Annotated in this window: 33 protein-coding genes and 1 pseudogene; 20 read left to right on the plus strand and 14 right to left on the minus strand. The window is 68.9% G+C overall.

Translation table 11 applies throughout. From position 1 onward, the window contains the following. Nucleotides 1–89: 89 nt before the first annotated feature. Together ACM6LU_RS13825 and ACM6LU_RS13830 are read left to right on the plus strand one after the other, a co-directional pair. Nucleotides 90–659 carry a TetR/AcrR family transcriptional regulator gene (locus tag ACM6LU_RS13825; RefSeq protein WP_414938061.1) on the plus strand — a complete coding sequence of 190 codons (570 nt, stop codon included), beginning with the start codon at nucleotides 90–92 and terminating at the stop codon, nucleotides 657–659. A 46-nt stretch (nucleotides 660–705) separates the two neighbouring features. Beyond that, on the plus strand, nucleotides 706–1,578 hold the full coding sequence (locus ACM6LU_RS13830; protein ID WP_414938062.1) for a hypothetical protein: 873 nt from the start codon (nucleotides 706–708) through the stop codon (nucleotides 1,576–1,578). Here the strand turns inward: ACM6LU_RS13830 and ACM6LU_RS13835 are convergent. Then, nucleotides 1,575–2,123: an RNA 2'-phosphotransferase gene (locus tag ACM6LU_RS13835; protein WP_414938063.1), complete on the minus strand. Its 549-nt coding sequence runs from the start codon at nucleotides 2,121–2,123 to the stop codon at nucleotides 1,575–1,577. The two genes, ACM6LU_RS13830 and ACM6LU_RS13835, sit on opposite strands and share 4 nt — an antisense overlap. A gap of 46 nt (nucleotides 2,124–2,169) precedes the next feature. Beyond that, nucleotides 2,170–2,631: a redox-sensitive transcriptional activator SoxR gene (gene soxR / locus ACM6LU_RS13840; protein WP_409494210.1), complete on the minus strand. Its 462-nt coding sequence runs from the start codon at nucleotides 2,629–2,631 to the stop codon at nucleotides 2,170–2,172. A gap of 52 nt (nucleotides 2,632–2,683) precedes the next feature. Between soxR and ACM6LU_RS13845 the strand changes: the two genes are divergently transcribed. The 3 genes from ACM6LU_RS13845 to ACM6LU_RS13855 are packed head-to-tail and all read left to right on the plus strand — an operon-like array spanning nucleotide 2,684 to nucleotide 4,713. Next, on the plus strand, nucleotides 2,684–3,376 hold the full coding sequence (locus ACM6LU_RS13845) for a transketolase (RefSeq protein ID WP_414938064.1): 693 nt from the start codon (nucleotides 2,684–2,686) through the stop codon (nucleotides 3,374–3,376). Nucleotides 3,377–3,380: 4 nt separating this feature from the next. Then, complete coding sequence (locus ACM6LU_RS13850; protein WP_414938065.1) at nucleotides 3,381–4,271, plus strand: transketolase family protein; 891 nt, start codon at nucleotides 3,381–3,383, stop codon at nucleotides 4,269–4,271. 10 nt (nucleotides 4,272–4,281) lie between these two features. Next, nucleotides 4,282–4,713, plus strand: a complete 432-nt coding sequence (locus ACM6LU_RS13855; RefSeq protein ID WP_414938066.1) for an NUDIX hydrolase — start codon at nucleotides 4,282–4,284, stop codon at nucleotides 4,711–4,713. Here the strand turns inward: ACM6LU_RS13855 and ACM6LU_RS13860 are convergent. The 3 genes from ACM6LU_RS13860 to ACM6LU_RS13870 all read right to left on the minus strand — a co-directional run bounded on the left by ACM6LU_RS13860 (nucleotide 4,699) and on the right by ACM6LU_RS13870 (nucleotide 6,840). Beyond that, entirely contained in the window at nucleotides 4,699–5,376 is a 678-nt protein-coding gene (locus ACM6LU_RS13860; RefSeq protein ID WP_414938067.1) for an NIPSNAP family protein, read from the minus strand. The genes ACM6LU_RS13855 and ACM6LU_RS13860 overlap by 15 nt on opposite strands. 40 nt (nucleotides 5,377–5,416) lie before the next feature. Then, complete coding sequence (locus ACM6LU_RS13865; protein WP_414938068.1) at nucleotides 5,417–6,589, minus strand: acyl-CoA dehydrogenase family protein; 1,173 nt, start codon at nucleotides 6,587–6,589, stop codon at nucleotides 5,417–5,419. 71 nt (nucleotides 6,590–6,660) lie between these two features. Next, entirely contained in the window at nucleotides 6,661–6,840 is a 180-nt protein-coding gene (locus tag ACM6LU_RS13870; protein WP_414938069.1) for a hypothetical protein, read from the minus strand. 134 nt (nucleotides 6,841–6,974) lie between these two features. On the opposite strand from ACM6LU_RS13870, the gene hisH reads away from it, so the two are divergent. The 3 genes from hisH (at nucleotide 6,975) to ACM6LU_RS13885 (ending at nucleotide 8,775) form a co-directional block, all read left to right on the plus strand. Further along, a complete protein-coding gene (gene hisH, locus ACM6LU_RS13875) occupies nucleotides 6,975–7,598 on the plus strand; it encodes an imidazole glycerol phosphate synthase subunit HisH (protein WP_414938566.1) in 624 nt (207 codons plus the stop codon). Between the two features lie 9 nt (nucleotides 7,599–7,607). Then, entirely contained in the window at nucleotides 7,608–8,345 is a 738-nt protein-coding gene (priA, locus tag ACM6LU_RS13880; RefSeq protein WP_101609431.1) for a bifunctional 1-(5-phosphoribosyl)-5-((5-phosphoribosylamino)methylideneamino)imidazole-4-carboxamide isomerase/phosphoribosylanthranilate isomerase PriA, read from the plus strand. A gap of 82 nt (nucleotides 8,346–8,427) precedes the next feature. Next, a complete protein-coding gene (locus ACM6LU_RS13885) occupies nucleotides 8,428–8,775 on the plus strand; it encodes a DUF1330 domain-containing protein (protein ID WP_414938070.1) in 348 nt (115 codons plus the stop codon). A gap of 244 nt (nucleotides 8,776–9,019) precedes the next feature. Here ACM6LU_RS13885 and ACM6LU_RS13890 read toward each other — a convergent pair whose 3' ends face one another. The 8 genes and pseudogenes from ACM6LU_RS13890 to ACM6LU_RS13925 all read right to left on the minus strand — a co-directional run bounded on the left by ACM6LU_RS13890 (nucleotide 9,020) and on the right by ACM6LU_RS13925 (nucleotide 12,361). After that, nucleotides 9,020–9,307, minus strand: coding sequence for a Fic family protein (locus ACM6LU_RS13890; protein WP_414938071.1), 288 nt, complete (start codon nucleotides 9,305–9,307; stop codon nucleotides 9,020–9,022). 16 nt (nucleotides 9,308–9,323) lie between these two features. Continuing rightward, nucleotides 9,324–9,473: a hypothetical protein gene (locus tag ACM6LU_RS13895; protein ID WP_414938072.1), complete on the minus strand. Its 150-nt coding sequence runs from the start codon at nucleotides 9,471–9,473 to the stop codon at nucleotides 9,324–9,326. Then, the gene (locus ACM6LU_RS13900) at nucleotides 9,470–9,724 is read right to left on the minus strand and encodes a hypothetical protein (RefSeq protein ID WP_414938590.1); all 255 of its coding nucleotides are present in this window, start codon (nucleotides 9,722–9,724) and stop codon (nucleotides 9,470–9,472) included. The genes ACM6LU_RS13895 and ACM6LU_RS13900 overlap by 4 nt, the downstream gene beginning before the upstream one ends. Before the next feature lie 56 nt (nucleotides 9,725–9,780). After that, nucleotides 9,781–10,059: pseudogene (locus ACM6LU_RS13905) on the minus strand (Panacea domain-containing protein); the annotation flags it as partial. A gap of 125 nt (nucleotides 10,060–10,184) precedes the next feature. Continuing rightward, entirely contained in the window at nucleotides 10,185–10,571 is a 387-nt protein-coding gene (locus ACM6LU_RS13910) for a PPOX class F420-dependent oxidoreductase (protein ID WP_414938073.1), read from the minus strand. Between the two features lie 101 nt (nucleotides 10,572–10,672). After that, nucleotides 10,673–10,825 carry a zinc-binding dehydrogenase gene (locus ACM6LU_RS13915; RefSeq protein WP_414938074.1) on the minus strand — a complete coding sequence of 51 codons (153 nt, stop codon included), beginning with the start codon at nucleotides 10,823–10,825 and terminating at the stop codon, nucleotides 10,673–10,675. Nucleotides 10,826–10,853: 28 nt separating this feature from the next. Then, complete coding sequence (locus tag ACM6LU_RS13920; RefSeq protein WP_414938075.1) at nucleotides 10,854–11,852, minus strand: hypothetical protein; 999 nt, start codon at nucleotides 11,850–11,852, stop codon at nucleotides 10,854–10,856. Continuing rightward, nucleotides 11,849–12,361, minus strand: a complete 513-nt coding sequence (locus ACM6LU_RS13925; RefSeq protein WP_414938076.1) for an RNA polymerase sigma factor — start codon at nucleotides 12,359–12,361, stop codon at nucleotides 11,849–11,851. The genes ACM6LU_RS13920 and ACM6LU_RS13925 overlap by 4 nt, the downstream gene beginning before the upstream one ends. Nucleotides 12,362–12,875: 514 nt before the next feature. On the opposite strand from ACM6LU_RS13925, the gene hisF reads away from it, so the two are divergent. Genes hisF through hisI form a run of 3 tightly spaced genes read left to right on the plus strand, consistent with a single transcriptional unit; the run spans nucleotide 12,876 to nucleotide 14,381 of the window. After that, nucleotides 12,876–13,649 (plus strand): imidazole glycerol phosphate synthase subunit HisF, encoded by a 774-nt coding sequence (hisF, locus tag ACM6LU_RS13930; protein WP_414938077.1) that lies wholly within the window; start codon nucleotides 12,876–12,878, stop codon nucleotides 13,647–13,649. Continuing rightward, a complete protein-coding gene (locus ACM6LU_RS13935) occupies nucleotides 13,646–14,035 on the plus strand; it encodes a hypothetical protein (RefSeq protein ID WP_414938078.1) in 390 nt (129 codons plus the stop codon). The genes hisF and ACM6LU_RS13935 overlap by 4 nt, the downstream gene beginning before the upstream one ends. Then, a complete protein-coding gene (hisI, locus tag ACM6LU_RS13940) occupies nucleotides 14,025–14,381 on the plus strand; it encodes a phosphoribosyl-AMP cyclohydrolase (protein ID WP_414938079.1) in 357 nt (118 codons plus the stop codon). Before ACM6LU_RS13935 ends, hisI begins: the two co-directional genes overlap by 11 nt. 127 nt (nucleotides 14,382–14,508) lie before the next feature. Here the strand turns inward: hisI and ACM6LU_RS13945 are convergent, their stop codons facing one another. After that, nucleotides 14,509–15,114 (minus strand): TetR family transcriptional regulator, encoded by a 606-nt coding sequence (locus tag ACM6LU_RS13945; RefSeq protein WP_414938080.1) that lies wholly within the window; start codon nucleotides 15,112–15,114, stop codon nucleotides 14,509–14,511. 95 nt (nucleotides 15,115–15,209) lie between these two features. On the opposite strand from ACM6LU_RS13945, the gene ACM6LU_RS13950 reads away from it, so the two are divergent. From ACM6LU_RS13950 to lgt, 9 genes are all read left to right on the plus strand, one after another. Continuing rightward, a complete protein-coding gene (locus tag ACM6LU_RS13950; protein ID WP_414938081.1) occupies nucleotides 15,210–16,772 on the plus strand; it encodes an anthranilate synthase component I in 1,563 nt (520 codons plus the stop codon). Further along, complete coding sequence (locus ACM6LU_RS13955; RefSeq protein ID WP_414938082.1) at nucleotides 16,765–17,343, plus strand: Trp biosynthesis-associated membrane protein; 579 nt, start codon at nucleotides 16,765–16,767, stop codon at nucleotides 17,341–17,343. The genes ACM6LU_RS13950 and ACM6LU_RS13955 overlap by 8 nt, the downstream gene beginning before the upstream one ends. A gap of 189 nt (nucleotides 17,344–17,532) precedes the next feature. Then, the gene (gene trpC / locus ACM6LU_RS13960; RefSeq protein WP_414938083.1) at nucleotides 17,533–18,342 is read left to right on the plus strand and encodes an indole-3-glycerol phosphate synthase TrpC; all 810 of its coding nucleotides are present in this window, start codon (nucleotides 17,533–17,535) and stop codon (nucleotides 18,340–18,342) included. Continuing rightward, a complete protein-coding gene (gene trpB / locus ACM6LU_RS13965) occupies nucleotides 18,339–19,568 on the plus strand; it encodes a tryptophan synthase subunit beta (protein ID WP_414938084.1) in 1,230 nt (409 codons plus the stop codon). Before trpC ends, trpB begins: the two co-directional genes overlap by 4 nt. After that, on the plus strand, nucleotides 19,565–20,356 hold the full coding sequence (gene trpA, locus ACM6LU_RS13970) for a tryptophan synthase subunit alpha (protein WP_414938085.1): 792 nt from the start codon (nucleotides 19,565–19,567) through the stop codon (nucleotides 20,354–20,356). The genes trpB and trpA overlap by 4 nt, the downstream gene beginning before the upstream one ends. Before the next feature lie 317 nt (nucleotides 20,357–20,673). Beyond that, nucleotides 20,674–20,847, plus strand: a complete 174-nt coding sequence (locus tag ACM6LU_RS13975; protein WP_414938086.1) for a hypothetical protein — start codon at nucleotides 20,674–20,676, stop codon at nucleotides 20,845–20,847. Between the two features lie 221 nt (nucleotides 20,848–21,068). Next, the gene (locus tag ACM6LU_RS13980; protein ID WP_414938087.1) at nucleotides 21,069–22,211 is read left to right on the plus strand and encodes an amidohydrolase family protein; all 1,143 of its coding nucleotides are present in this window, start codon (nucleotides 21,069–21,071) and stop codon (nucleotides 22,209–22,211) included. After that, entirely contained in the window at nucleotides 22,208–23,374 is a 1,167-nt protein-coding gene (locus tag ACM6LU_RS13985; RefSeq protein WP_414938088.1) for a M20 metallopeptidase family protein, read from the plus strand. The genes ACM6LU_RS13980 and ACM6LU_RS13985 overlap by 4 nt, the downstream gene beginning before the upstream one ends. Nucleotides 23,375–23,403: 29 nt before the next feature. Further along, complete coding sequence (lgt, locus tag ACM6LU_RS13990) at nucleotides 23,404–24,447, plus strand: prolipoprotein diacylglyceryl transferase (protein ID WP_414938089.1); 1,044 nt, start codon at nucleotides 23,404–23,406, stop codon at nucleotides 24,445–24,447. Nucleotides 24,448–24,677 lie beyond the last annotated feature (230 nt).

The raw sequence follows: 24,677 nt of genomic DNA on the forward strand, positions 1-24,677 counted from the left end.
GCAAGTATGTGACTAGCCGCACGGCTAGTACTCGGTTGGCTCGAGGGCTGCGCGTGACGTAACCTCCGACGGCTGAACAAGGAGGGAAAATGGACGTCGTCCACGTGGAGGACACCCGCACGCGACTTCTGGGCACGGCGTTGCGGTTGTTCACCGAACACGGCGTGGAAGGCACCTCGCTGCAGATGATCGCCGACGCCCTCGGCGTCACCAAGGCCGCCGTCTACTACCACTTCAAGACGAAGGCGGAGATCACCGAATCCGTCGCCGAGCCCGTGCTGCGAGAGCTGGAGGGCATCGTCGACGACGCCCGCGCACAGCGCACCCGCGGCGCGCAGATCGACCATTTGCTCGACGGGTTCGTCGACCTCGTAGTACGGCATCGCGCGCTGGTCGCGCTGTTTTCCAGCGACCCCGGCATCGCCAGGGCGGTCGAGAAATCCGTCCACCGCTCGGAAAGCTTCAAAAACCGGTTGCTGGAGGTCCTGGTCGGCCCCGATCCGGACCTCACCGCGATCGTGACCGCGCAGGTGCTGCTGGCGGGGATCGCCATCGCCGGCGGTTCGCCCGACGTGGCCCCGCTCGACGACGAGACGCTGCGCGAAACGCTCCTCAGCGTCGGCCGCAAGCTCTACAACCGCCCGCGCCGCCGCACGTGACCGATGTGTTCAAGACAAGCGCCGCGATCCGCGCGACGCTGTCGGTATGAACATCGATCTGGAGTCAGCGGCCACCTTCATGGCCACCCAGGCCCGGCTGCTCGACAGGCGCCGCTTCGAGGTCCTCTTCCGCGACGGCGACCCGGCGGCGGCGCTCGCGGCACTGGAGGGCTACCGCAATCCCGACGGCGGCTACGGTCACGGACTCGAACCGGACTGCCGTTCGGCGACCAGCCAACCCGGTGGCGCGCTGCACGCTTTCGAGGTCTTCGCCGGCGTCGGCCCGGCGATCAGCCCGCGTGCGGCCGAACTCTGCGACTGGCTCGCCTCCATCTCCTTGCCCGACGGCGGTATCCCGTTCGCCCTGCCGATGCCGGACCCGGCGGGCAGCGCGCCGTTCTGGGCGGAGGCGGACTCGTCGGTCTCCTCGCTGCAGATCACCGCGATCGTCGCGGTCGTCGCGCACAGCGTCGCCGTGCACGATCCGGCGGTCGCCGCGCACCCGTGGCTGGCGAACGCCACGCGCTACTGCCTCGACGCGATCGAGAAGATCGATGAGGCGCCGCACGCGCTCGTGCGCGCTTTCGCGATGAAGCTGGTGGACCGGATCGGCGACACGCGCCTGACCGAGAAGCTCGGGAGGTTCATCCCGGACGACGGAGTGGTCGCCGTCGGCGGCGGGATCGAGGGTGAGGCCATGCGCCCGCTCGACTTCGCCCCGGAACCGGACGGCCCGGCACGGAAGCTCTTCAGGCCCGAAGTCATCGAGGCCGATCTGCGGCGCGTGGCCGCGGCGCAGCACGAAGACGGCGGGTGGCGCGTCGACTACACGAGCTATTCGCCCGCGGCCGCGCTGGAATGGAATGGGCTGTTCACCGTGAGCACGTTGTCGCTGCTGCGGAACAACGGCCTGATCTAGGGGAGACGGCGCAGGAACCCCGGCGGAACGGCGGCGGTGAGCCAAACGCCGTTCGCGCTCACTTGGAACTCGTGCCCGGCGACCGCCATGCCCGCCGCGTCGACGAGGAGTACGACCGCGACGCCGCGCCTTCCGCCGACCGTGCGGGCGGTCTCGATGTTCGCGGAAAGGTGCACGGCGTGCCGCTTCATCGGCCGGAGACCCTCGTGCATGATCGCGTCGAGGAACCGGGACACGGTGCCGTGATAGAGCACGTCCGGCGGGGTGGCGGTGGGCAGCGCGAGATCGACGTCGACGCTGTGTCCTTGACTGGCGCGGATCCGCCGCCCGTCCTCGTCGAAGGCGAACCGTTGTTTGTCGTTGCCCTCGACCACTTCGTCGAGTTCGGCACGGGTGAGGGCCAAGCCGTCGCGCCGCAGGGCGGCCAAGAGCGCGCCGACTTCGACCCAGCCGTCGGAGGTCAGGGTGATGCCGATGTCACCGGGTGCGTGCCGCAGGTGCCGGGAGAGTCGTTTCGAGACTCGGATGAGGTTCTTCTTGTCCATTTCGAGTCACAGTGACGCACATCCGGCACCCGCGTGGCAACGGAATTCAGAAGCCGCCCTCGGAAGCCGGGCGCAGTTTCCCCGCGCCGGGGCCGAATCGGGACATCTGGTCGTCGGCGTTGTAGAGCCCGCAGCTGCGCAGGGACAGGCAACCGCAGCCGACGCAGCCGGTCAGCCTGTCCCGCAGGCGTTGCAGCGCGTCGATCCGCGCGTCGAGTTCGGTCTGCCAGCCCTTCGAAAGGCGTGCCCAGTCGGCTTTGGTGGGGGCGTGGTCCCTGGGTAAGGTCTCCAGTGCCGAGCTGATGTCGTCCAGGCTGAGACCGACACGCTGCGCGGCGCGGATGAAGGCGATCCGGCGCAGCACCGAACGCGGATATCGCCGTTGGTTACCCGCCGAACGCTCGGAGCTGATCAGCCCTTTGTCCTCATAGAAGCGCAAAGCCGTATGGGGCACGCCGCTGCGGTCGGCGACCTGTCCGATGCTCAGGTGTTCAGCCAATCTCGTCACGCCGCCAGACTAGCCTTGACTTCGACCTTAGTCGAGGTTGCACCCTCGGTTCATGACCACCGACACCATGACCGGCTACGAGGATCTGCCGCGGCTGATCTCGTTGATGACCGGGGACGAGAAGCATCAGGCCGCCGCGGAGTCCACTGTGGACGTGCTGTGGGTGCTCTACGACCGCGTACTGGACATCACCCCGGAGACCTTCCGTGATCCCGGTCGCGATCGCTTTCTGCTGTCGAAGGGCCACGGTCCGATGGCCTACTACGCCGTCCTGACGGAGAAGGGCTTCATCCGCGAGGACGAACTCGCCGACTGGACTTCGGCGGAGTCACGGCTCGGGCACCATCCCGACCGGGCGAGGTTGCCCGGCGCCGAGATCGCCAGCGGGTCACTGGGGCATGGCCTCCCGCTCGCCATCGGCACCGTGTTCGGCCTGCGCGCCAAAGGATTTCGTGACGCCAAGGTCGTCACCCTCGTCGGCGACGCGGAACTCGACGAAGGCTCCAACCAAGAGGCCATCGCGGTGGCGGGCCGCATCGGCATGCCGCAGCTGACCGCTGTCGTCGTCGACAACTCCTCCGCCACCCACGGCTGGCCGGGCGGGATCGCGCGCCGGTTCGAGGTCGAGGGCTGGGAGACCCGCACGGTCGACGGGCGCGATCACGAAACGCTCTACGAAGCCTTCACCGCACCCCATCCGGACCGGCCGCTCGCCGTGGTCGCGACCGTCGAGCGAAAGGCCTGAAACCGTGAACATGCGTGAAACGTTCCTTTGCGCCGTCGCCGAGGTACTCGACACCGATCCGAACGTCGCCATCGTGCTCGCCGACATCTCCGCGGCGCAGCTGGACTTCGCCGCCCGGAAGCATCCGGACCGTGTGCTCAACGTCGGCATCCGCGAGCAGCTGATGATGAGCGCCGCCGGCGGGCTCGCGCTGGCCGGGATGCGCCCCATCGTCCACACCTTCTCGTCGTTCCTCGTGGAGCGGGCGTTCGAGCAGGTCAAACTCGACCTCGGGCATCAGGACGTCGGTGCCGTGCTGGTGTCGTCCGGCGCGTCCTACGACATGCCGACCGCAGGGCGGACACATCAGGCACCAGGAGACGTCGCCCTCATCGACACACTGCCGGGCTGGACCGTGCACGTGCCGGGTCACCCCGAAGAAGCACGGAGGCTGCTGCTGGAGTCCATCCCGGGTGACGGACGTGTCTACCTTCGGCTTTCCGCGCAGGAGAACGCGAAACCGCATTTGGGTGCCGGGCTGCAGACGCTGCGCGAAGGCGACCGAGGTGTCGTAGTGGCCGTCGGGCCGATGCTCGACCGGGCGATGGAGGCGACCGTCGATCTCGACGTGACCGTGCTCTACACCTCGACGATCCGGCCGTTCGACGCCGCCGGTCTGCGCTCGGCCGTCGAGGCCGCGGGCGCACGCGACGTTGTGCTGATCGAGCCCTATCTCGCGGGGACTTCGGCGCATGCGGTGTCCGACGCCTTGTCCGAAACGCCGCATCGGTTGCTGTCACTGGGTGTCCGGCGTGACGTCGAGGTGCGGATCTACGGCGAGATGGCCGACCACGATCTCGCACACGGCCTCGACGCGGGGTCCATCGCCTTGTCGGTCAAGGAATTCCTCCGCTAGCGTCACCAGGATGACGAAGATCCGCCCGCTCGTGCTCGGGGTCATCCGCCGCGGCGAAGACCTTCTGGTGTTCGAAGGCCGCGACGAGGTGAAGGGGGAGACCTACCATCGCCCGCTCGGCGGCGGGATCGAGTTCGGGGAGACCGCCGCCGAGGCACTGCACCGTGAGTTCCAGGAAGAGCTCGCGGCGGAACTGACCGCTGTCGAGCAGATCGCGGTGCTGGAGAACGTGTACACCTTCGAAGGCAGGCCAGGGCACGAGATCGTGTTCCTGTTCACCGCCGACCTGACCGACAAAGCGTTCTACGAACGCGACGAGGTCGGCGTGGTGCTCGACGAGGAGGGCACGCGCGTGCACTGGCTGCCGCTGGCCGACGTGGTGAGCGGCAAAGCGATCCTGTATCCGGATGGGCTCGCGGAACTCCTTTCAGCGCAGGGGTGAGCGCGGGGTCGGCGTGAGTTCCAGCCGCTGCCACGGGCGTTCGAGCCTTCCCGCGAGCCCGGCGCCTGCCCGGTCGAGGACTTCCCGTTGTGCCTCCGAGTCCTCGGTGGACTTCGAGAACCAGACGAACACCGTCTCGTTCTCTCGCACGGGAAGGCGGGGGAAGGTGTTCTCGGCGGGTTCGGTCTCGAAGTGGCCGAAGGTGTCCACACCGGCCGCCCCCAGCGCCGGAGCCACGGTGTCCGCGAAGTACTCGGAAAACTCTTTGACCGGCCCCAGGGGATGGCAGATCGTCACCAACACCCGTGAATCCGGGCCGCCGTCCGGAGCGGGGAAACCCGGCCCGGACGGCCGCAACAGCAGCACGTCGGAAGCGTCGATCATCGTCTCGTTCGCCGCCGGGCCGTGCTCGCGCCACACCGGTCCGTAATAGAACGACTCCAGCGCCGCCCGCCTGCTCTCCATGTCCCGGAATCCGCGCAGCCACACGAACTTGTCCGGCTCGGCGGGTGCACGGAACAGGCCGAACAGGTGCATGCCGCAGGCTTCCTGCGTCTCCACGAACTCGCGCTCGAAGAGCTCGATCAGCTCGTCCCGGCGGCCGGGGCGCAGGGTGTACCGGCGCAGCTCGACGACGGACTGGAACTCGGCGAAATCGGTCATACGGCGGACCCTAGAGGCCCGCACCGACAGTTTCGGCGGCTCAGCGGAAGGCGGCGAGCCCGGTGACCGACTGGCCGATCGAGAGCGCGTGCATCTCTTCGGTGCCTTCGTAGGTCAACACGGTTTCGAGGTTCGACATATGCCGCATCACCGGGTACTCCAGCGAGATCCCGTTGGCGCCGAGCATGGCCCGCGCGGTCCTGGCGACCTCCAGCGCGGAGCGGACGTTGGCGAGTTTGCCGAAGCTGACGTGGTTGTGGTGCAGCGTTCCGGCGTCCTTGAGCCGTCCGATCCGCAGCGCGATCAGCCCGGCGCGGTTGACCTCGACGACGAGGTCGGCGAGTTTGCGCTGGGTGAGCTGGAATCCGGCCAGCGGCTTGCCGAACTGCTCGCGGCTCAGCGTGTACTCCAGCGCGGATTCGTAGCAGGAGCGAGCGGCGCCGACGACACCGAACAGGATCCCGTAGCGCGCTTCGTTCAGGCAGGACAGCGGTCCGCGCAGCCCCCTGACCTCAGGGAACGCCGCCGACTCCGGCAAGCGGACGCCGTCGAGCACGAGTTCCGCGGTCAGCGAGGCCCGCAGGGACAGCTTGTGCTTGACCTCGTTCGCGGTGAAGCCCGGCGTGTCCGTGGGGACGACGAAACCGCGCACACCCTCGTCGGTCTGCGCCCAGATGACCGCGACGTCGGCGACGGTGCCGTTGGTGATCCACATCTTGGTGCCGCTCAGCAGCCAGTCCGAGCCGTCGCGGACCGCGCGGGTCCGCATGCTGCCAGGGTCGCTGCCGGCGTCCGGTTCGGTCAGGCCGAAGCAGCCGAGTGCTTCACCGGCCGCCATCCGCGGGAGCCACTCCCGCTTGTGGTCCTCGGTGCCCCACTTGTGGATCGCGTACATCGCCAGCGAACCCTGCACCGAGACGAAGCTGCGCAGCCCGGAGTCGACGGCCTCCAGCTCGCGGCAGGCGATGCCGTAGGCGACCGCGCTGGTCCCGGCGCAGCCGTGACCCTCCAGGTGCATGCCGAGCAGCCCGAGCTGACCGAAGCCCTTGGCGAGTTCGGCGGCGGGCAGGGCGCCCGATTCGTACCACTCGGCGACGTTCGGGAGGAGCTGGTCCTGCGCGAACGCGCGGACAGCGTCCCTCATGGCCCGGTCTTCCTCGGAGAGTTCGGCGTCGAGATCGAGGAAGTCGCGCGGATCCGGGCTGCTGCTCATGCGGTCACTCCTGGTCGGCTCGGTGGGTCACGACCCATGAAGAAAACCACACACACGACCGGAGTCGGGTGTCAGAGATCGCGCCATCCGGTGGTATTCGTCACCTGAACCGATGCCGTGACCGGCAGGCTGGGAGCGGAGCGCTGCTTCTGTTCGGGGATCAGCAGTTCCGCGAAGGTAGGGAAAGGCACGCTGTCGATGTCCTCTCGCCACGCGTGTAGCAAGCAGGTCAGTTCGTCGGCGTCCCGCATCGTTCCTCCAGAAGTGCAGGCGGTCCCGCGCCGGCCTTCCACTCGGACTTTTTATTACCCGGACGAGTGGCGGTTCAAACGGGGAATCGGCAGAAGGTCCGGTCCGCTAACCTGAGCGTGTGGCTACTTCTCGTGTGGTGATCCTGGACTACGGGTCCGGTAATCTCCGGTCCGCCGAACGCGCTGTTCAGCGCGCCGGCGCGGACGTCGAGGTCACCTCCGACCCCCATGCCGCGCTCGAGGCCGATGGCCTGGTCGTTCCCGGCGTCGGCGCCTTCTCCGCCTGCATGGAGGGGTTGCTGTCGGTTTCGGGTGAGAAGATCATCGGCAAGCGCCTCGCCGGTGGCCGTCCCGTGCTGGGCATCTGCGTCGGCATGCAGATCCTGTTCGAACGCGGTGTCGAGCACGGTGAAGAGGCCGCGGGCACCGGTGAGTGGCCCGGCACGGTCGACAGGCTGGAGGCCGACGTCCTGCCCCACATGGGCTGGAACACCGTCCGCGCGCCGGAGGACTCGCAGCTGTTCGCCGGGCTCGACGCGGAAACCCGCTTCTACTTCGTGCATTCCTATGCCGCGCGGACCTGGGAACTGGACTCCGGCCTCGCCGGGCAGCAACCCAAGGTGACCTGGGCGAACCACGGCCAGGACTTCGTCGCCGCCGTCGAGAACGGGCCGCTGTGGGCGACGCAGTTCCACCCCGAGAAGTCCGGGGACGCCGGGGCGCACCTGCTGCGCAACTGGCTCGAGACCCTCGCTTAGAGTGGGCGCGTGACTTTCACGCTCCTTCCCGCCGTTGATGTGGCCGATGGCCAGGCCGTGCGACTCGTCCAGGGCGAGGCCGGCACCGAGACCTCCTATGGCAGCCCGCTGGAGGCGGCGCTCGCCTGGCAGCGTGACGGGGCGGAGTGGATCCACCTGGTGGACCTCGACGCCGCGTTCGGCAAGGGCTCCAACCGCGAACTGCTCGCCGAGGTCGTGGCGAAGCTGGACGTCCAGGTGGAGCTGTCCGGTGGCATCCGCGACGACGCCTCGCTGGAGGCCGCGCTGGCCACCGGCGCCCGCCGGGTCAACCTCGGCACCGCCGCGTTGGAGGACCCGGAGTGGACCGCGAAGGTCGTCTCCTCCTACGGCGACCGTGTCGCCATCGGGCTGGACGTGCGGATCACCGAGGCCGGGCACCGGCTGTCGGCTCGCGGCTGGACGCAGGACGGTGGTGACCTCTGGGAGGTACTCGACCGGCTCGACCGCGACGGCGCGCAGCGATATGTCGTCACCGACGTGAGCAAGGACGGCACCCTCCAGGGCCCGAACATCGACCTGCTCCGCGAGGTCGCCGCCCGCACCGACGCTCCGGTCATCGCTTCCGGCGGCGTGTCCAGTGTGGACGATCTCCGCGCACTGGCCGCCCTGGCACGCGACGGTGTCGAGGGTTCCATCGTCGGCAAGGCGCTCTACGCCGGGGCGTTCACCCTGCCCGAGGCGCTCGCGGCCGTAGCGGAGTTCTGAGCTTTACCTCCCGGGTAATCGACGCCACGCACCCGGTTAGGTCAGGATTGCTTCCAGGACAACGAAAGCCTGGAGGGACATCATGACCGCCTACGGAATCGCGCACCTTCGCCCGCCCGCCGTGACCGCGGAAGAGGTCTTCGAGTACCTGGAGCGGATCCAGGGCACGCTGGACCCCTTCGGTGGCAAGTTCCTCGTGCACGGAGCCGAGGTGCAGGTGCTGGAGGGGGAGTGGCCTGGTGCGCTCGTGATGATCGAGTTCCCGAGCGTCGAGGTCGCGCGGGAGTGGTACGACTCGCCCGCGTACCGGGAGATCCTGCCCCTGCGGGCGGACCACATCCCGGGTGACCTGATCCTGGTCGACGGCTGCGGACCGGACCACGACTCGGCGGCGATGGCGGCGGCGATGCGGGCGATGCAGGCCGCTTGATCCGGTCTCGGGGACGGTTAGAGCCGACCGTGTCTCAGGTACCTACAGTTGGCGGTTTCGCGTGACTGGCTGGACGTCGCACGTGACTGGACGGACGGCACACGTGTCCACACGGACGACTCGCGGCTGGACCCGCCATGCGCATGTCGTCCGTCGGATCACGCGAAACTACCGGCTCGGCTCGGCGGGTCGTGAGTGGCGTTTCGGGTTGGAACCGTCCCCATCACTCACGAAATCAGGCTGATCACATGCGGACGATCACGGGCGCGAGAACCTTGATCAGTTCGGTCGTCTCAGTGGTCCGTAGGCTGTGGCTGGGCGCGTTGTTGTCGTCCTTGTCGAGAGCGGACCAGTCGAGTCGCCAGCCCGCCGCTGCCGACAGTTGTCGCAAGAAGGCTCGCAACGTCCGTCCATTGCCCTCACGAAACGGGTGCATGGCGTTCAGTTCGGCGTAGTACCAGGCAAGGCGTTCAAGGAAGTTTTCCCGATTCAGGCCGAGCAGCCAGCCATCGGTTTCCAGGGTTCCCAGCACCGCCGATGTCCGCTCATCAACGAATCGCCAGGGAGACTTGCCGAGCGAGTTCGACGTCTCGAATACTGACGATGCGCGCCTCGACCTGCTTGAAGGCCTCAGGGTCTTCGATATCCAGCTTGTTGCGAAGGCATTTGCCGTCGGGAAAGCCGTACGGATCGGTCACTGCTGACGGGCTCGCTCTATTTCTTCGGCGACCAAGTCGTCGGCAGTGCGGGTGCTGGTCGCGACGTCGCGGAGAGTTCGTTGCCAGTCGTCGTCGAGATCGATACCTTCCATGGCCGTGCTGGCCGCGGCCTGGGCGACCGCGACGTCGACATCGGCGATCTGCGTGCGTAGAAGTGACGCATCTGGTCGTGCGCTATCGGCTGCGAAGATTTCTCGTTTTCGTCGACGATCCCCCTCGCGGCTCGCCACGGGGACTCCATATGAGTCAGCCGCGACAAAGTCTCGGCTGAGTAGTGGGCGTACTTGTCCATCACCCAGGTCAACGTCGCGTTCTCGGGTGCTGTCAGCGCTCCGGCATGACCGCTCGGCCCACTCGTGACCTGATACTGCTTTCGGTGTCCGGCGAAGATCGACGGCGTGACGGGCCCCTGAGGCCATGCTTCGATCTTCTCATCGAACATCGGTTTCCGCTGGAACACCAGATGCCACGCTTGTGCGTAGTAGAGCAGCTTCTGCAGCTTCATCGTCGTGATCGGGCCGGTGCGGGTCAGTACGGCAGCGGCCACGTCACGTACGCCGGCCATGGCTACCACCTCCTCTGGATTCACTTCATCCTACCGCGCCGCGGTCTCGCAATCGGGCGTCTGAGAGTCGCCGGGCGAGCAATGATCGAACTTGTGTTCGAGAATGTCAAGTGCGGCGATCTGAGTTACTCGGCCAGCTTGATCGCGATGCCCACGGTCCGGTCCTTCGGCCCCCGCAGCTTGCTGAAGAACATCGTCACCCGCCCGGTGATCCCGTACTTCCGCGCGATCACCTTGCGCACACGTTCGGTCCCGTCGAGGTCCAGCAGCCGTGCCTCGCCAGCGACGACGTCGCCGTGGGTCTTGTTGCCGCGGAGGTCGCAGGCCTGGACCTCGACCCGGCCGCTGTTGCGGATGCGTTTGACCTTGCCCGCCTTCCGCTCGGACCAGAGCACCAGTTCGCCGCCGTCGCCCGCCGCCCAGACCGGGGTCGGCACCGGGGCACCGCTCTTGCGGAAGGTGGTCAGGACGACGTACTTCTCGGCGGCGATCCGCTCGAACTCCGATCCCATGTGGAGAGTCTAGGGCGTTCGGCGTCGTAACGTAGCCGCGCGGAGATCTCGGCCGGCCGTCCTCGAATCCCGATGCCGCCAGCTCGCCGCCGCGGGCAGGCTCACGGCACCAGGACGAGCTTGCCCCGGACGTGGCCCGCTTCGCTCTCGTCCTGGGCGGCGGCCGCTTCGGCGAGCGGGTAGACCCGGGCGATCGGCAGGTCGAGCTTTCCTTCGGCGGCCAGCGCGGCGATGGAGCGGTAGGTGTCCGTCATGCCGTCGACAACCCCTGCCCATCCGCGCCTATTCCGGCGGTTTCCCGAACCAGCTGTAGTCGCCTTGGATGATCTGGAGGCTGTTCGCGACGTCGAGGAGGGCGGCCCGGTCCCGCTCGCCCGACACCGTGAGCCATCGTCCGCCCTCGAGTTGCACGGCGATCGTCCCGTCCTGATGTCCGAGCGGCCCTTCCCGTTCCGGAAGATAGACGCCGTCGAGACCCCTGACCTCGAGCGGGACCGGTTCCACGCCGTCCGGCACCGGCCGGTCACCGCTGAGCGACGCCGTGACGACCGCCGCCGCGGTGGGCTCCCCGGCACGGGTGGCTTCCAGTTCGGTCACGCCTCCGTTGTCTTTCATGAACGTCTTGACCCCCGACAACTCCAGGTCGGCGGGCAGCCTGCCGAACCGCAGTTCGCCCGAGACCCGGGCACGCCCGTCCGGGACCATCGCTTCGGCGATCCGCTCACCGACCGCGCGCGGATCCTTCAGGTGGGACAACGTCATGCTCAGCAGATAGACGTCGTCGGGGGACCAGGTCAGCATCGTCGACCAGGCGGTGACCTCGGTCGCCATGCCGACCCTGCCGTGCACGATGATCTGGTTCGGCGCGGGCGCGATCGTCCACGGCGCGGACCGGTCGCTCAGCGGCGTGATGAGCAGGTCGATCTGGCCGAGCTCACCGGCGGCCCAGGACCTCGACAACGGTGCGGGATAAGGCTTCCCGCCCCGGCTCGCCTCCTTGAAACCGTCGGGGAGCCAGCCGGGCTTGTACGGGAGCACCGACCAATCGGCGTTGCGCGCCGAGGCAGGCGGAACGGCTGTGAAGGCCCGCAGGCCCAGCGGCACCCCGAGCGCGATGATCGCGACCGCCGCCGCGACCAGCGCCAAGGCCATCGTCGGACGGCTTCGCGGATGCTGGGCCAGCGCGTCGCGGATCTCGGCCCCGTCGGGCGCCCGCGTCGCCAGATGTTCGAGGCTCTCCCGGATCAGGTCCTCGGTGTGCTCGTCACTCAGTCGGGTCATTTGCGGGCTCCCGTGGTGGGCTGAACGGACGGGGCCGGGCCGGTTTCCCGCAGCGTCGCGAGCGCGCGCGAGATCTGGCTGCGCACGGTCGACGTCGCGCAGCGGAGTACCGCGCCGATCTCCTCGTCGGTGTAGTTCTCGTAGTAACGGAGCACGATCGCGGCGCGCTGTTTACGCGGGAGCTTCGCGAGCCGGTGCAGCATCGCGTCGCGTTCGTCGTACTCGATGGTGTGATCGGAGACCGGCGGGCTCACCAGGTCGAGTACTTCCGGCGATGACGGCGTCACGCGGCGGACCGCCAGGCGCCGTCGCCACGACAGGTACTCGTTGGTCACCATCCGGCGGACGTACGTGGGGGGTGAGTCGATCTTCGGCCAGCGTTGCTGAGCACGCAGCAGCACCTCCTGGACGATGTCCTGCGCCAGGTACGGATCGTCGGTCAAAACGGTCGCGTAGCGCAGGAGCCCGTCCAGGCGATCCGCGACGAACTCGTCGAAGGTCGCAGGCACGTCTCCCCCTCAGCCAGGTGGTCTCGCTCCAGTGACGCACGAGACCACCTGGCTGATGCATCGGGAGCGGAACTTTCCCGGTGAAGACGATCACCTCAGGACGGTCTCCAGCCGGACGAAGGCGAACCCGGTCGTCGGCAGTTCCTCACCAGAGGGGCCGGTGACCGCCGGACGGCGTTCGGGACTCCGAGGCGGAGAAGAAAGCCAGTGCGGCGGAGGAACCGGCAGGATCGCTGCGGTGGACGCGTACGCGGTCCCGGCCTCTGAAGCTGCCGGACCCGCAGATCGAACGCGGCCAGCCCGCCTCCTTGAGCGTGCCGAGCACGACGCTCTGGGAGGGTTCTCCGGGTGGACCCAGATCGCCGGGTCGTCGACGTCCGCGTTGGCCGGGTCCGCGCTCGCGTCGTCGACGAACGCCCTGGTCTGCGCCACGGGTTGGCCGCGTGTGGTGTCCGGCCGCCGCCCGCCTGTGCCATTCCGCGAGCTTCGAACGCCCTTGACTACGCTTGTCCCCATGTCAGTCGCAGTCAGGGTCATCCCGTGTCTCGACGTCGACGCGGGCCGAGTGGTGAAGGGTGTCAACTTCGCCGACCTGCGCGACGCCGGCGACCCCGTCGAACTCGCCCGTCTGTATGACGCCGAGGGCGCCGACGAACTCACGTTCCTCGACGTCACGGCGTCCTCCGGGGACCGCGAGACCACCTTCGACGTGGTCCGCCGGACCGCCGAGCAGGTGTTCATTCCACTCACCGTCGGTGGCGGCGTCCGTACGAACGACGACGTCAACCGGCTGCTGCGCACGGGCGCGGACAAGGTGAGCATCAACACCGCGGCCATCGCGCGGCCGGAGTTCCTGCGCGAGGCGTCCCGCCGGTTCGGCGCGCAGTGCGTCGTGCTGTCGGTGGACGCCCGGCGCGTTCCGGCGGGGGCCGAACCGACCCCGTCCGGCTTCGAGGTGACCACGCACGGCGGCCGCTGCGGCACCGGGATCGACGCGGTCGAATGGGCCGCGCGCGGGGAAGAACTCGGCGTCGGCGAGATCCTGCTCAACTCGATGGACGCCGACGGCACCAAGAACGGCTTCGACCTCGACCTCCTGACCAAGGTGCGCCAGGCGGTCCGCGTCCCGGTGATCGCCAGCGGCGGCGCCGGCGCGCTCGAACACTTCCTGCCCGCCGTCGAGGCAGGCGCGGACGCGGTGCTCGCGGCCAGCGTGTTCCACTTCGGACAGTTGAAGATCGGCGAGGTCAAGAGCGCCCTGCGCGCCGGGGGAGTCGTGGTCCGGTGATCGTGGACAAGTGGAAGGCCGCCACCGAGGTCAAGGTCGTCTGCGCGCTGCTGCTCGGCCTCGGGCTCGGGTACGTCGGGATGGCCGTGATCCTCATGTTCGCGCCGTACTCCACCGCGCGGACGTTCCTGCTGCCGGTGACATCACTGGTGCTCGGCGGTCTCGTCGTGGCGGGGCTGGTGCTGAGGATGTCTTCGGCGCGGTTCGCCGGTTTCGGTGTCAGTTTCCTGTTCGCGTTGCTGCACGCGCTGTCCATGCTGGCGGCGGAACTCTTCTGGGTGAAGATCGTCTCCGGCCTGCTTTTCGCCGGGTACATCTACGCGGCGGTCCTGCTCAACTCGATGCCGGTGAAACGGCACCTTCTCGGAGCCACGAATGACGCTTGATCCCGCCCTCTCGGACCGCTTGAAGCGCAACGCCGACGGGCTGATCGCCGCCGTCGTCGTCGACCACTCCACCTCGGACGTCCTGATGATGGCGTGGATGGACGACGAGGCACTCGAACGCACCCTCACCACCCGGCGCGGGACCTACTATTCGCGCAGCCGCGAGGAACTGTGGGTCAAAGGCGAGACCTCCGGCCACGTCCAGCACGTGCGCGAGGTGCGGATCGACTGCGACGGCGATACCGTCCTGCTGCGCGTCGACCAGACCGGCCCGGCCTGTCACACCGGCACGCACACCTGTTTCGACACCGACGAACGGCTGCTGCTGCCCGACGAGAGCGAGTAGCACCTGTGAGCGTCGTCGACGACGTCCAGGTCGGGATCTACGGGACGGCGACCTGCTCGCGGGCTGACCACCTGCTCACTTGCACGCCCTAAGCGGGCCAACGGTTGCGACCGGCTGACCGCGGCCTTCAGTCGATGTCCCCGGTCAAATACCGCTGCACCGTCGGCGCGATCGCGGTCACCAAAGGCTCGATCTCACTCGTCGCCATGGGTTCGAACTTCGCGACGTACCGCACCAGCCCCATTCCGACCAGCTGGGAAGCGCAGAGTGACGTCCGCAGTTCGACGCGGTCCGAGCCCAGGTCCGCGATGATCTTCGTGAAGAAGTTCTGGAAGAAACTGCGCAGCACCAGCGCGGCCTGCTCGTGTCCGGCGACACTGCGGACGAGCGCTTGGAAGACCTCGCCGCCCGCGCCGTCCCACCGGGCGAGGAAGGTCCGCACGATCCGGCGGCCGAACTCGTCGTCAGGCCCGTTCGTCAGTTCCGCGAGGAGTTCGTGCGGGTCGAACGGCAGTTTCAGCACGGCTTGGGCGAACAGCCCTTCCTTGCTGCCGAACCAGTGGTTGACCATCGCCGCGTCGACCCCGGCGCGGGTCGCGATCGCGCGGACCGTCGCGCCGTCGAAGCCGCTCTCGCCGAACACCGCGCGGGCCGCTTCGATCAGGGCGGTGCGGGTGTCCTGTCCACCGGGACGCCGCCCCCGGCGGCGCGCGGTAGTGTCTTCAACAGCCATGGCGTCATCATGAACGGACCCGGCGCAGAATTCAACAATCCTTGAATTCATCCCCGGTCCCCGCCCGCCCGGTGCGTTGCAGCACAATGAGCGACATGATCAGCGCCGCTAACGCCAGCCCGTCGGGGCTCGGCTCGGTCAGCCCTTCGCGCGACGAGTTCCGCGCGCTCGCCGAGGGCCGTCGCGTCATCCCCGTTGTCCGCCGCGTGCTCGCCGACGGTGAGACCCCCATCGGGGTCTACCGCAAGCTCGCCGCCGACCGGCCGGGGACGTTCCTGTTCGAATCCGCGGAGAACGGCGCGTCCTGGAGCCGATGGTCGTTCATCGGCGTCGACAGCCCCGCCGCGCTGACCGTGCGTGACGGCAAGGCCGTCTGGACCGGCACCCCGCCGGTCGGCCTCCCGACCGAGGGTGACCCGCTCACCGTGCTGCGCGAGACCGTCGCCGCGCTCCACACCGAGCAGCTGCCAGGAATGCCGCCGCTCACCGGCGGGATGGTCGGCTACATCGGCTACGACGCCGTCCGCTGGCTCGAACGGCTCCCCGAACTCGCCAAGCGCGACCTCGACATCCCCGAACTCACCATGCTCCTGGCGACCGACCTGGCCGCCTTCGACCACCACGAGGGCACGGTCACGCTGATCGCCAACGCGGTCAACTGGGACGACTCGCCCGAGCGGGTCGACGCCGCGTACGACGACGCCGTCGCCCGCCTCAACGCGATGACCAAGCAGCTGCACGTCGCGGCCCCGGCCACGGCCGCCGTCTTCGACCGCCCCGCGCCCGAGTTCACCCGCCGCCGGTCCAAGCCGGACTTCCACGCGGCGGTCGAGAAGGCCGTCGAGGCGATCAAGGCGGGCGAAGCGTTCCAGATCGTGCCGTCGCAACGGTTCGAGATCGAGACCCAGGCCGACGCGCTGGACGTGTACCGCGTGCTGCGCACGTCCAATCCGAGTCCGTACATGTACTTGCTGCGCCTGGACGGCTTCGACATCGTCGGGTCCAGCCCGGAATCGCTGGTCACCGTCCGGGACGGCCGCGCGACCACGCATCCGATCGCGGGCACCCGCTGGCGCGGCGCCGATCCGGAAGAGGACGCGCAGCTGGCCAAGGACCTGCTGGCGGACGAGAAGGAGCGCGCCGAGCACCTGATGCTCGTCGACCTCGGCCGCAACGACCTCGGCAAGGTCTGCAAGCCCGGCACCGTTCGCGTCGTCGACTTCTTCGACGTCGAGCGCTACAGCCACGTCATGCACATCGTCTCGACGGTCACCGGCGAACTCCTCGACGACAAGACGGCCTTCGACGCGGTCACCGCCTGCTTCCCGGCAGGGACGCTCTCAGGGGCGCCGAAGGTCCGCGCGATGCAGCTGATCGAGGAGCTGGAGCCGACCCGTAGGGCGCTCTACGGCGGCGTCGTCGGCTACCTCGACTTCGCCGGGGACGCCGACACCGCGATCGCCATCCGCACCGCGCTGATGAAGGACGGCGTCGCGTACGTCCAGGCCGGCGGCGGCGTGGTCGCCGACTCGGTGGCCGACTACGAGGACAACGAGTCACTCAACAAGGCCCGCACCGTGCTGTCCGCCGTCGCGGCGGCGCAGACGATGATCGCGGCGGACGAATTCGATCCGGCGGGTGACAGCGCTCGTGTCTGAGGCCCCGGAAGACACGGCCCCGCCGGCCGAGAAGGCCAAGCGTCCACTGTGGATCGCCGTGGTCGGACTGCTGCTCGGCGCGGTCGCGTTGTGGGGGTCTTCCCAGCTGGTGTGGTTCGCGGAGTTCCGTGACGGCGGGGTGCGCGGCACCGTCCAGTACACCGAAACCGGTTCAGAGCGTGCGGTTGCGCTGATTCCGCTCGCGCTGCTGGCACTGGCCGGCACGGCGGGACTGATCGCCACCGGCGGCTGGCCACGCCGGGTGCTCGGCGTGGTACTCGCCGTCGCGGGCGTCGCCGCGGTGTGGGTGGGCGTGGTGGGCGGCTCGTTCAGCGGGTTCGCCGACGGCCTGCCCGTCGCCCAGATGCTGGGAGCCCGCGGTCTCGCGATCCTCGGGGGAATTCTCGTGATCGCCGGGGGGTTGGCAGCCATCAAGGGCGCGGGCCGGATGCCACGCCTGGGCGCGAAGTACTCGGCGCCGGGGAAGAAGAAGCGGGCCGCGAAAGATCCGGAGACCGAGCTGTGGGAGGCGCTGTCCGAAGGCGAAGATCCCACCGCGACCCGGCGATGACAGCGGAATTCGCGGGTTTCGGAGATCTTTCCCGGCAAAGATGACACGGTTGGCATTCGGAGTAACGGACATACCCGGAACCAGGCCGTATCAGTGCGGGGGTTAGCATCGTTTCGGCGGGAAGGGGAAGGTTTTTGTGAGCGACCTTGCGAAGGAATCCGTGAGTACGACGGCCGGTGGGGACCTCCGGTGAGCGTGCTCGAAGACATCGTCGCCGGCGTCCGGGCCGATCTCGCCGAGCGCGAGGCGGTTCTGCCGTTCGACGAACTGAAGAAGCGCGCGACCCAGGTCGCGCCTCCCCGAGACGTGCTCGCGGCCCTGCGGGAGTCCGGTATCGGCGTCATCGCCGAGGTGAAGCGGCGCAGCCCGTCGAAGGGCGACCTGGCCGAGATCCCGGATCCGGCCGCACTGGCGAAGGACTACGCCGACGGCGGCGCACGGGTGATCAGCGTGCTGACCGAGCAGCGACGGTTCGGCGGCTCGCTCGCCGACCTCGACGCGGTCCGCGCGGCGGTCGACATCCCGGTGCTGCGCAAGGACTTCGTCGTCAGCCCGTATCAGGTCCACGAAGCGAGGCTGCACGGCGCGGACATGGTCCTGCTGATCGTGGCGGCGCTGGAGCAGAACGCCCTCATCGCGCTGCTGGACCGGGTGGAATCCCTGGGGATGACAGCGCTGGTCGAGATCCACAACGCCGAAGAGGCCGACAAGGCCCTCGAAGCAGGCGCGAAGGTGATCGGCGTCAACGCCCGCAACCTGCACACGCTCGAGGTCGACAGGGACGTCTTCTCACGGCTGGCCCCCGGCCTGCCGATGGACGTCTTCAAGATCGCCGAGTCCGGTGTCCGCGGCCCTGGTGACCTGATGTCCTACGCGGGTCACGGTGCCGACGCCGTCCTCGTGGGCGAAGGGCTCGTCGCGTCCGGCGACCCGAAGGGCGCGCTGGTCAAGCTGGTCACCGCCGGATCGCACCCCGCGTGCCCGAGGCCTTCTCGATGACCACCGAGTACACCGAGGAGCCGCACGGCAAGCACGACCCGGACGAGCGGGGCTACTACGGCCCGTTCGGCGGGCGGTTCATGCCCGAGGCGCTGATCGGCGTCGTCGACGAGGTCGCGGCCGAGTACGACAAGGCACGGACCGACCCGGAGTTCGTCAACGAGTTCCGGCGCCTGCTGCGCGACTACGCCGGCCGTCCGTCGCTGCTCACCGAGGCCAAGCGCTTCGGTGAGCACGCCGGCGGTGCCCGGGTCTTCCTCAAGCGCGAGGACCTGAACCACACCGGCTCGCACAAGATCAACAACGTGCTGGGCCAGGCGCTGCTCACCAAACGGATGGGCAAGAAGCGGGTCATCGCCGAGACCGGGGCCGGGCAGCACGGCGTGGCGACGGCCACCGCCTGCGCGCTGCTCGACCTGGAATGCATCGTCTACATGGGCCAGGTCGACACCGAGCGGCAGGCGCTGAACGTGGCGCGCATGAAGCTGCTCGGCGCCGAGGTCATCCCGGTGAAGACCGGTTCGCGCACGCTCAAGGACGCGATCAACGAGGCACTGCGCGACTGGGTCACCAACGCCGACACCACGCACTACCTGTTCGGCACGGCGGCGGGCCCGTACCCGTTCCCGATGATGGTGCGGAACTTCCACAAGATCATCGGCGAGGAGGCCCGCGTCCAGATCCTGGAGCAGGCCGGACGCCTGCCGGACGCCGTCGCGGCCTGCGTCGGCGGCGGATCGAACGCGATCGGGATCTTCCACGGCTTCATCGACGACCCGGCGGTCCGGCTCGTCGGCCTCGAGCCGGGCGGTGAGGGCATCGACGGCAATCGCCACGGCGCCACGCTGACCAAGGGCACCCCTGGCAACCTGCACGGCGCGATGACGTACCTGCTGCAGGACGAGGACGGGCAGACCGTCGAGTCGCACTCGATCTCCGCGGGCCTGGACTACCCGGGCGTCGGCCCGGAGCACTCGTGGCTCAAGGACAGCGGCCGCGCCGAGTACCGGTCGGTGACCGACGCCGAGGCGATGGACGCTTTCAAGCTGCTTTCGCGCACCGAGGGCATCATCCCCGCGATCGAGTCGGCGCACGCGCTGGCCGGCTCGCTGGTGCTGGGCCGTGAACTGGGCCCCGAGGGCCTGATCGTGGTGAACCTGTCCGGTCGTGGCGACAAGGACATGGACACCGCCGCGAAGTACTTCGGCCTGGTGGAGGACGCGTGAGCGGGCTTTGTGACCTCTTCGCGAAGACGCGTGCGGAGGGCCGCGGTGCCCTGATCGGGTACCTCCCGGCGGGCTTCCCCACGGTCGACGGGTCCAAGGACCTGCTGGCCGCGGTGGTCGACGGTGGCGCCGACGTGGTCGAGGTGGGTGTGCCCTACTCGGACCCGGTGATGGACGGCCCCACCATCCAAGCCGCTTCGGTGAGCGCCCTTTCCGGTGGTTTCAAGCTCAAGCACCTGTTCGAGATCGTCGAGTCGGTGTCCTCACGCGGCGGCAAGGCCGTCGTGATGACGTACTGGAACCCGGTGCACCGCTACGGCGTCGACCGCTTCGCGCGAGACCTCGCCGCGGCGGGCGGGCTCGGGATGATCACCCCGGACCTGATCCCGGACGAGGCCGACGAGTGGATGGCCGCGTCCGAGCAGCACGGTCTGGACCGGATCTTCCTGGTCGCGCCGTCCTCCTCGGAGGAGCGAATCGCGAAGACCGTCGAGGCCTCTTCAGGCTTTGTGTACGCCACCGCGGTCATGGGCGTGACAGGCGCTCGTGACCAGGTCGGCGTGCACGCCGAGGACCTGGTCGCACGGACCCGCGCGCATACGGATCTGCCGATCGGTGTCGGGCTGGGCGTTCGCTCCGGCGAGCAGGCCGCCCAGGTCGCAGGCTTCGCCGACGGTGTCATCGTCGGCTCGGCTTTGGTGACGGCCGCGGCGAGCGGACTCGACGCGGTTCGCGAGCTTTCGGCCGAGCTGTCCGCGGGGGTGCGGAAAACCGTCGCCCCCGCTTGATCCGACGTGAGCCGAAGGCGCGGCGGTGGTCGGTGCCGCCACCGCTGCGCCTCGGTGATCTCCTCCGGGCCCGCGAGCGCGAACCGCTCGATCTCGGTCCGCCGAACGTCCACGATCGTCGTCGCCAGCGGCGCGCCGAACGCTCAGCGACCCGGGGTCGCCGCCGAGTCACGGTTCCCGGCCACCCCGCACCAGCCGTCGGCGTACTCGGGGTGGATCTGCTCCACCCCGACCCCCTTTGGTCCAAAGTGGACACCAGCTGGCGGAGATAGTCCGCACGCTCGGAAAGCCGCGTGTAGCCGTAGGCCGGGCCCGCGGTGGCCGACGTCGGATCGTCCGGGCTGCCCGGCGAGGACGGTCAGCGCGTCGAGATCCGGATGCAGCCGCAGATCGCCGACCGGTCCGAGCGAATGCTCGCCACCGGTGATGCCGTCGTCGAAGCAGTTCGCGGCACCCACACCTCACGCGGCCGCGGACGGCAGCTTCCGTAGTGGCACCGCCTTGACCCGCGCGATCCGGCGTTGTCCACGAAGGTCAGCGCCACCAGTTCGACACCCCGCGCCCGGAGATCTCCGACGAGGCGGTCGCGCGGGCTGTCGGAGTTTCCCGGTTCACCATGGTTCCCCGTCCTGGCCTCATCGCGAGGCCCTTGCCACGCCCGGATCCGGTCATAAGGTGGGGCGCACTCGTCGATCACGAGAAAGGACGTGCCATGCCGGGAACTCCGATGCTGCCGTTCGTCGCCGAGACGCGGCTGGTGGACCACCACTGCCACGGCGTCGTCACCGGCGATCTCGGCCGGATCGAGTTCGAGCAGATGCTCACCGAGGCCGACACCGTCTCGTCGCTGGGCACGACCTTGTTCGACTCGCTGATCGGTCTCGCGGTCCGGGCCCGCTGCGCCCCGGTGCTCGGCCTGCCGCCGCACGTCCCGGCCGAGGTCTACCTGGCCCGCCGCGCCGAACTGGGAGCGGCCGAGGTGAACGCGCGCTTCCTGCGCGCCACCGGTACGACCGAGTTCCTCCTCGACGGCGGCTTTCAGCCGGACACACTGACCACGACCGGGCAATTCGCGGCTCTGTCCGGTGCCAACGCGCGGGAAATCGTCCGGCTCGAACAGGTCGCCGAAGCGGTGATCGTCTCCACCACCGCGGCCGGCTTCGGTGCGGCCTTCACCGCTGAGCTGGCGAAACGCGCCACGACGGCGATCTGCTTCGAGTCCATCGCCGCCTACCGGGTCGGCCTGGACCTGGCGGGGGAGCGCCCTGCGGCCACCGAAGTCACCGAGGCGGCCGGCCGCTGGCTCGCCGGAATCGAGGCGGGCGAACCGGCCCGGCTCGCGGACGAGGTGCTGCACCGGTTCCTGATTTGGGCCGGGATCGACCTGGCCCTGCCGATCCAGTTCCACGTCGGCTTCGGCGATTCCGACGTCGACCCGCACCGCTGCGATCCGCTGCTGCTCACCGGGCTGCTGCGGGCGACGCGGTCTCGTGGGGTGCCGATCATGCTGCTGCACAACTACCCCTTCCACCGGAACGCCGTGTATCTGGCGCAGGTCTTCGAGCACGTGTTCATCGACGTGGGACTCGCGACACACAACGCCGGTCACCGTGCGCCCGCGATCATCGCGGAGACAATGGAGACAGTGCCGTTCGGGAAACTGCTGTTCTCCACCGACGCGTTCGGGCTCGCCGAGCTGTACCACCTCGGCACCGGGTTCTTCCGGCAGGGACTGTCGGACTTCCTGTACGCCGGGCTGTCCGCCGACGTACTGTCCGAAGTGGACGCTCGCCGGATCACGGCGCTGGTGGGGCATCGCAACGCCGAACGGGTGTACGGGCTGGAGGGGACATGACGGAACTGGACGAACTGCAGGACCGGTGGGAGGTGGCCGTCGAGGCGGAACTGCCGTCCGCGATCGAGCTGCGGCACCGGGTACACGCCGATCCCCGCGCGTCGGGGGATGAAGAGGACACCGCGCGGGTCCTCGTCGAAGCGCTGGGCGCCGACGGTGTCCGGGTCGCCAAGACCGGGCGTGCCGTGCTGTTCCCCGGCACCGGTCCGGGACCGGCCGTGGCGCTGCGCGCCGAATTGGACGCGTTGCCGGTCACCGAACGGACCGGCGTCCCGTGGGCTTCGGAGACGCCGTTGATGCACGCGTGCGGGCACGACGTGCACATGGCCGCACTCGTCGCGACCTGCCGCGCGGCGGCCGTCGTCGGGGTGCCGCGGCCGCTTCTCGCGCTCCTGCAGCCGCGTGAGGAGACATCGCCGTCCGGCGCGCTGGACATCGTCGAGTCCGGGGTGCTCGCCGAGTACGGCGTCGAGACGGTCATCGGCGCGCACGTCCAGCCGCGGCTCGCCGTGGGTGTGGTCTCGGCGGTGCCGGGACCGGTCAACGCGTCCACCGACGAGTTCGACGTGGTCGTCCGCGGCCAGGGCGGGCACGCGGGCTACCCGCATCTGCTGCGGGACCCGATCCTCGCGCTCAGCCAGATCGTGGTGAGCCTGCAGCAGCTCGCGAGCCGCCGCGTCGACCCCGTGTTCGGCGCGGTCTGCTCGGTGGGCCGGATCGAGGCGGGGACGACGGCGAACGTGGTGCCGAACGAGGCCCGCCTGTCCGGCTCGCTGCGGCTGATGCGCGCGGAGGACCGTGACCTCGCGCTGGAGGGACTCGCCGAGGTCGTCCACGGCACCGCGAAAGCGCATGGCTGCCGGGCGGAACTGGAGATCAGCCCGTGTGAACCCGTGTTGCACAACGACGCCGGGCTCACTCAGCACGCGCACCGGCGGCTCGTCCGCGCCGGGGCGGGCGTCGACCTCGATTTCCGGTCGTTCGGCGCCGACGATTTCGCGCACTACTGCGGGGTGACGCGCGGGCTGATGCTGTTCGTCGGCCTCGGCGACACCGCCGGTGCGCCCAGCCTGCACGATGAGCTGTTCCTGCCGCCGGACGCCGCGGTCGGCTACGTCGCGCGGGCCCTGATCGCCGGTTATCTGGCCGCCGTCGAGGGCTGACGGTCCCAAGACGTGGAAGAAGCGCTACGGTGGCCGACGTGAATACCGCCTCGGCAGCGTTCCTCGCGACCATCCCCAGCCCCGACCAGGGCGTCTGGCATATCGGACCGGTCCCGCTCCGCGCCTACGCGCTCTGCATCATCGCCGGCATCATCGTGGCGATCTGGCTGGGCGAGCGGCGCTGGGTGGCCCGGGGTGGCACGAAGGGGACCGTCGTCGACGTCGCCGTCTTCGCGGTGCCGTTCGGCCTGGTCGGCGGGCGGCTGTATCACGTCATCACCGACAACCAGCTTTACTTCGGCGAGGGCAAAAACCCGATCAACGCGCTGAAGATCTGGGACGGCGGCCTCGGCATCTGGGGCGCGATCGCGCTGGGCGCGGTCGGCGCGCTCATCGCCTGCCGCCGCCGGGGGATCCCGCTGCCCGCGATGGCGGACGCGCTCGCGCCGGGCATCGTGATCGCCCAGGCCATCGGGCGGGTCGGCAACTACTTCAACCAGGAGCTCTACGGCGCGCACACGGATCTGCCGTGGGGCCTGGAGATCTACCAGCGCTACAACCCGACCAACCCGGACGACTTCCTGAACGGCATCGCGATCGGGCACGTCCCGCTGCCGGACAGCCCGGTGCACCCGACGTTCCTCTACGAGCTGATCTGGAACCTCGGCGTCGCGCTGCTGGTCATCTGGGCGGACAAGAAGTTCCGCCTCGGCCACGGCCGCGTGTTCGCGCTCTACGTCGCCGGATACACCGCGGGCCGGTTCTGGATCGAGATGATGCGGACCGACACCGCGAACCACATCCTCGGCCTGCGGGTCAACGTGTGGACCTCGATCCTGCTGTTCGCGGCGGCGATCGCCTACTTCGTCCTGGCCGCCAAGCGGGGGCCACGGGAGTTGCCGGAAACGCTGTGGAGCAAGGGCGTGCCACGCGACGACACTTCCACTTCCACTTCCTCCGACGAGGCGCCCAAGAGCGAGGAACACGCGGAGGTCGCGGCGGCTCCGGACACGGTGCGGGACTCGGCCGCGGACAAGGCGACCGAGGACCCGAAACCCGACTCCGAGAAGTAGCCGCTCCAGGTCCTCGCACCGGCGTGGAGCGGTGGTCCGTGAAGGCCTCCTTAAGGGACTCTGGGTCCCTCAAGGAGGCCTTCACGGACTCGGGGATCGGCACAGCGGCCCCGTCACCCGTTCTCCAGTAAGGACGGTGCCGCCGCGACGGTCAGCGCGTGGGCGGTGGAACGGTGAAACGGTGAAACGAAAGCTTCTTCGAGGAAGTCGGCGGTGGTTTCCAGCAGTGG

The sequence above is a fragment of the Amycolatopsis sp. cmx-11-51 genome, assembly GCF_047608665.1.
Lineage (GTDB): Bacteria > Actinomycetota > Actinomycetes > Mycobacteriales > Pseudonocardiaceae > Amycolatopsis.

Bases quoted from the DNA above. Each gene is read 5' to 3' on its own strand.
- trpB (WP_414938084.1), top strand. From the start codon at position 18,339: ATGACCACCGAGTACACCGAGGAGCCGCACGGCAAGCACGACCCGGAC.
- ACM6LU_RS13825 (WP_414938061.1), top strand. From the start codon at position 90: ATGGACGTCGTCCACGTGGAGGACACCCGCACGCGACTTCTGGGCACG.
- ACM6LU_RS13985 (WP_414938088.1), top strand. From the start codon at position 22,208: ATGACGGAACTGGACGAACTGCAGGACCGGTGGGAGGTGGCCGTCGAG.
- hisI (WP_414938079.1), top strand. From the start codon at position 14,025: ATGACGCTTGATCCCGCCCTCTCGGACCGCTTGAAGCGCAACGCCGAC.
- ACM6LU_RS13860 (WP_414938067.1), bottom strand. From the start codon at position 5,376: ATGACCGATTTCGCCGAGTTCCAGTCCGTCGTCGAGCTGCGCCGGTAC.
- ACM6LU_RS13950 (WP_414938081.1), top strand. From the start codon at position 15,210: ATGATCAGCGCCGCTAACGCCAGCCCGTCGGGGCTCGGCTCGGTCAGC.
- ACM6LU_RS13865 (WP_414938068.1), bottom strand. From the start codon at position 6,589: ATGAGCAGCAGCCCGGATCCGCGCGACTTCCTCGATCTCGACGCCGAA.
- ACM6LU_RS13855 (WP_414938066.1), top strand. From the start codon at position 4,282: ATGACGAAGATCCGCCCGCTCGTGCTCGGGGTCATCCGCCGCGGCGAA.
- ACM6LU_RS13945 (WP_414938080.1), bottom strand. From the start codon at position 15,114: ATGGCTGTTGAAGACACTACCGCGCGCCGCCGGGGGCGGCGTCCCGGT.
- ACM6LU_RS13885 (WP_414938070.1), top strand. From the start codon at position 8,428: ATGACCGCCTACGGAATCGCGCACCTTCGCCCGCCCGCCGTGACCGCG.
- ACM6LU_RS13910 (WP_414938073.1), bottom strand. From the start codon at position 10,571: ATGGGATCGGAGTTCGAGCGGATCGCCGCCGAGAAGTACGTCGTCCTG.
- ACM6LU_RS13830 (WP_414938062.1), top strand. From the start codon at position 706: ATGAACATCGATCTGGAGTCAGCGGCCACCTTCATGGCCACCCAGGCC.
- ACM6LU_RS13870 (WP_414938069.1), bottom strand. From the start codon at position 6,840: ATGCGGGACGCCGACGAACTGACCTGCTTGCTACACGCGTGGCGAGAG.
- ACM6LU_RS13845 (WP_414938064.1), top strand. From the start codon at position 2,684: ATGACCACCGACACCATGACCGGCTACGAGGATCTGCCGCGGCTGATC.
- ACM6LU_RS13980 (WP_414938087.1), top strand. From the start codon at position 21,069: ATGCCGGGAACTCCGATGCTGCCGTTCGTCGCCGAGACGCGGCTGGTG.
- ACM6LU_RS13835 (WP_414938063.1), bottom strand. From the start codon at position 2,123: ATGGACAAGAAGAACCTCATCCGAGTCTCGAAACGACTCTCCCGGCAC.
- ACM6LU_RS13915 (WP_414938074.1), bottom strand. From the start codon at position 10,825: ATGACGGACACCTACCGCTCCATCGCCGCGCTGGCCGCCGAAGGAAAG.
- ACM6LU_RS13920 (WP_414938075.1), bottom strand. From the start codon at position 11,852: ATGACCCGACTGAGTGACGAGCACACCGAGGACCTGATCCGGGAGAGC.
- hisF (WP_414938077.1), top strand. From the start codon at position 12,876: ATGTCAGTCGCAGTCAGGGTCATCCCGTGTCTCGACGTCGACGCGGGC.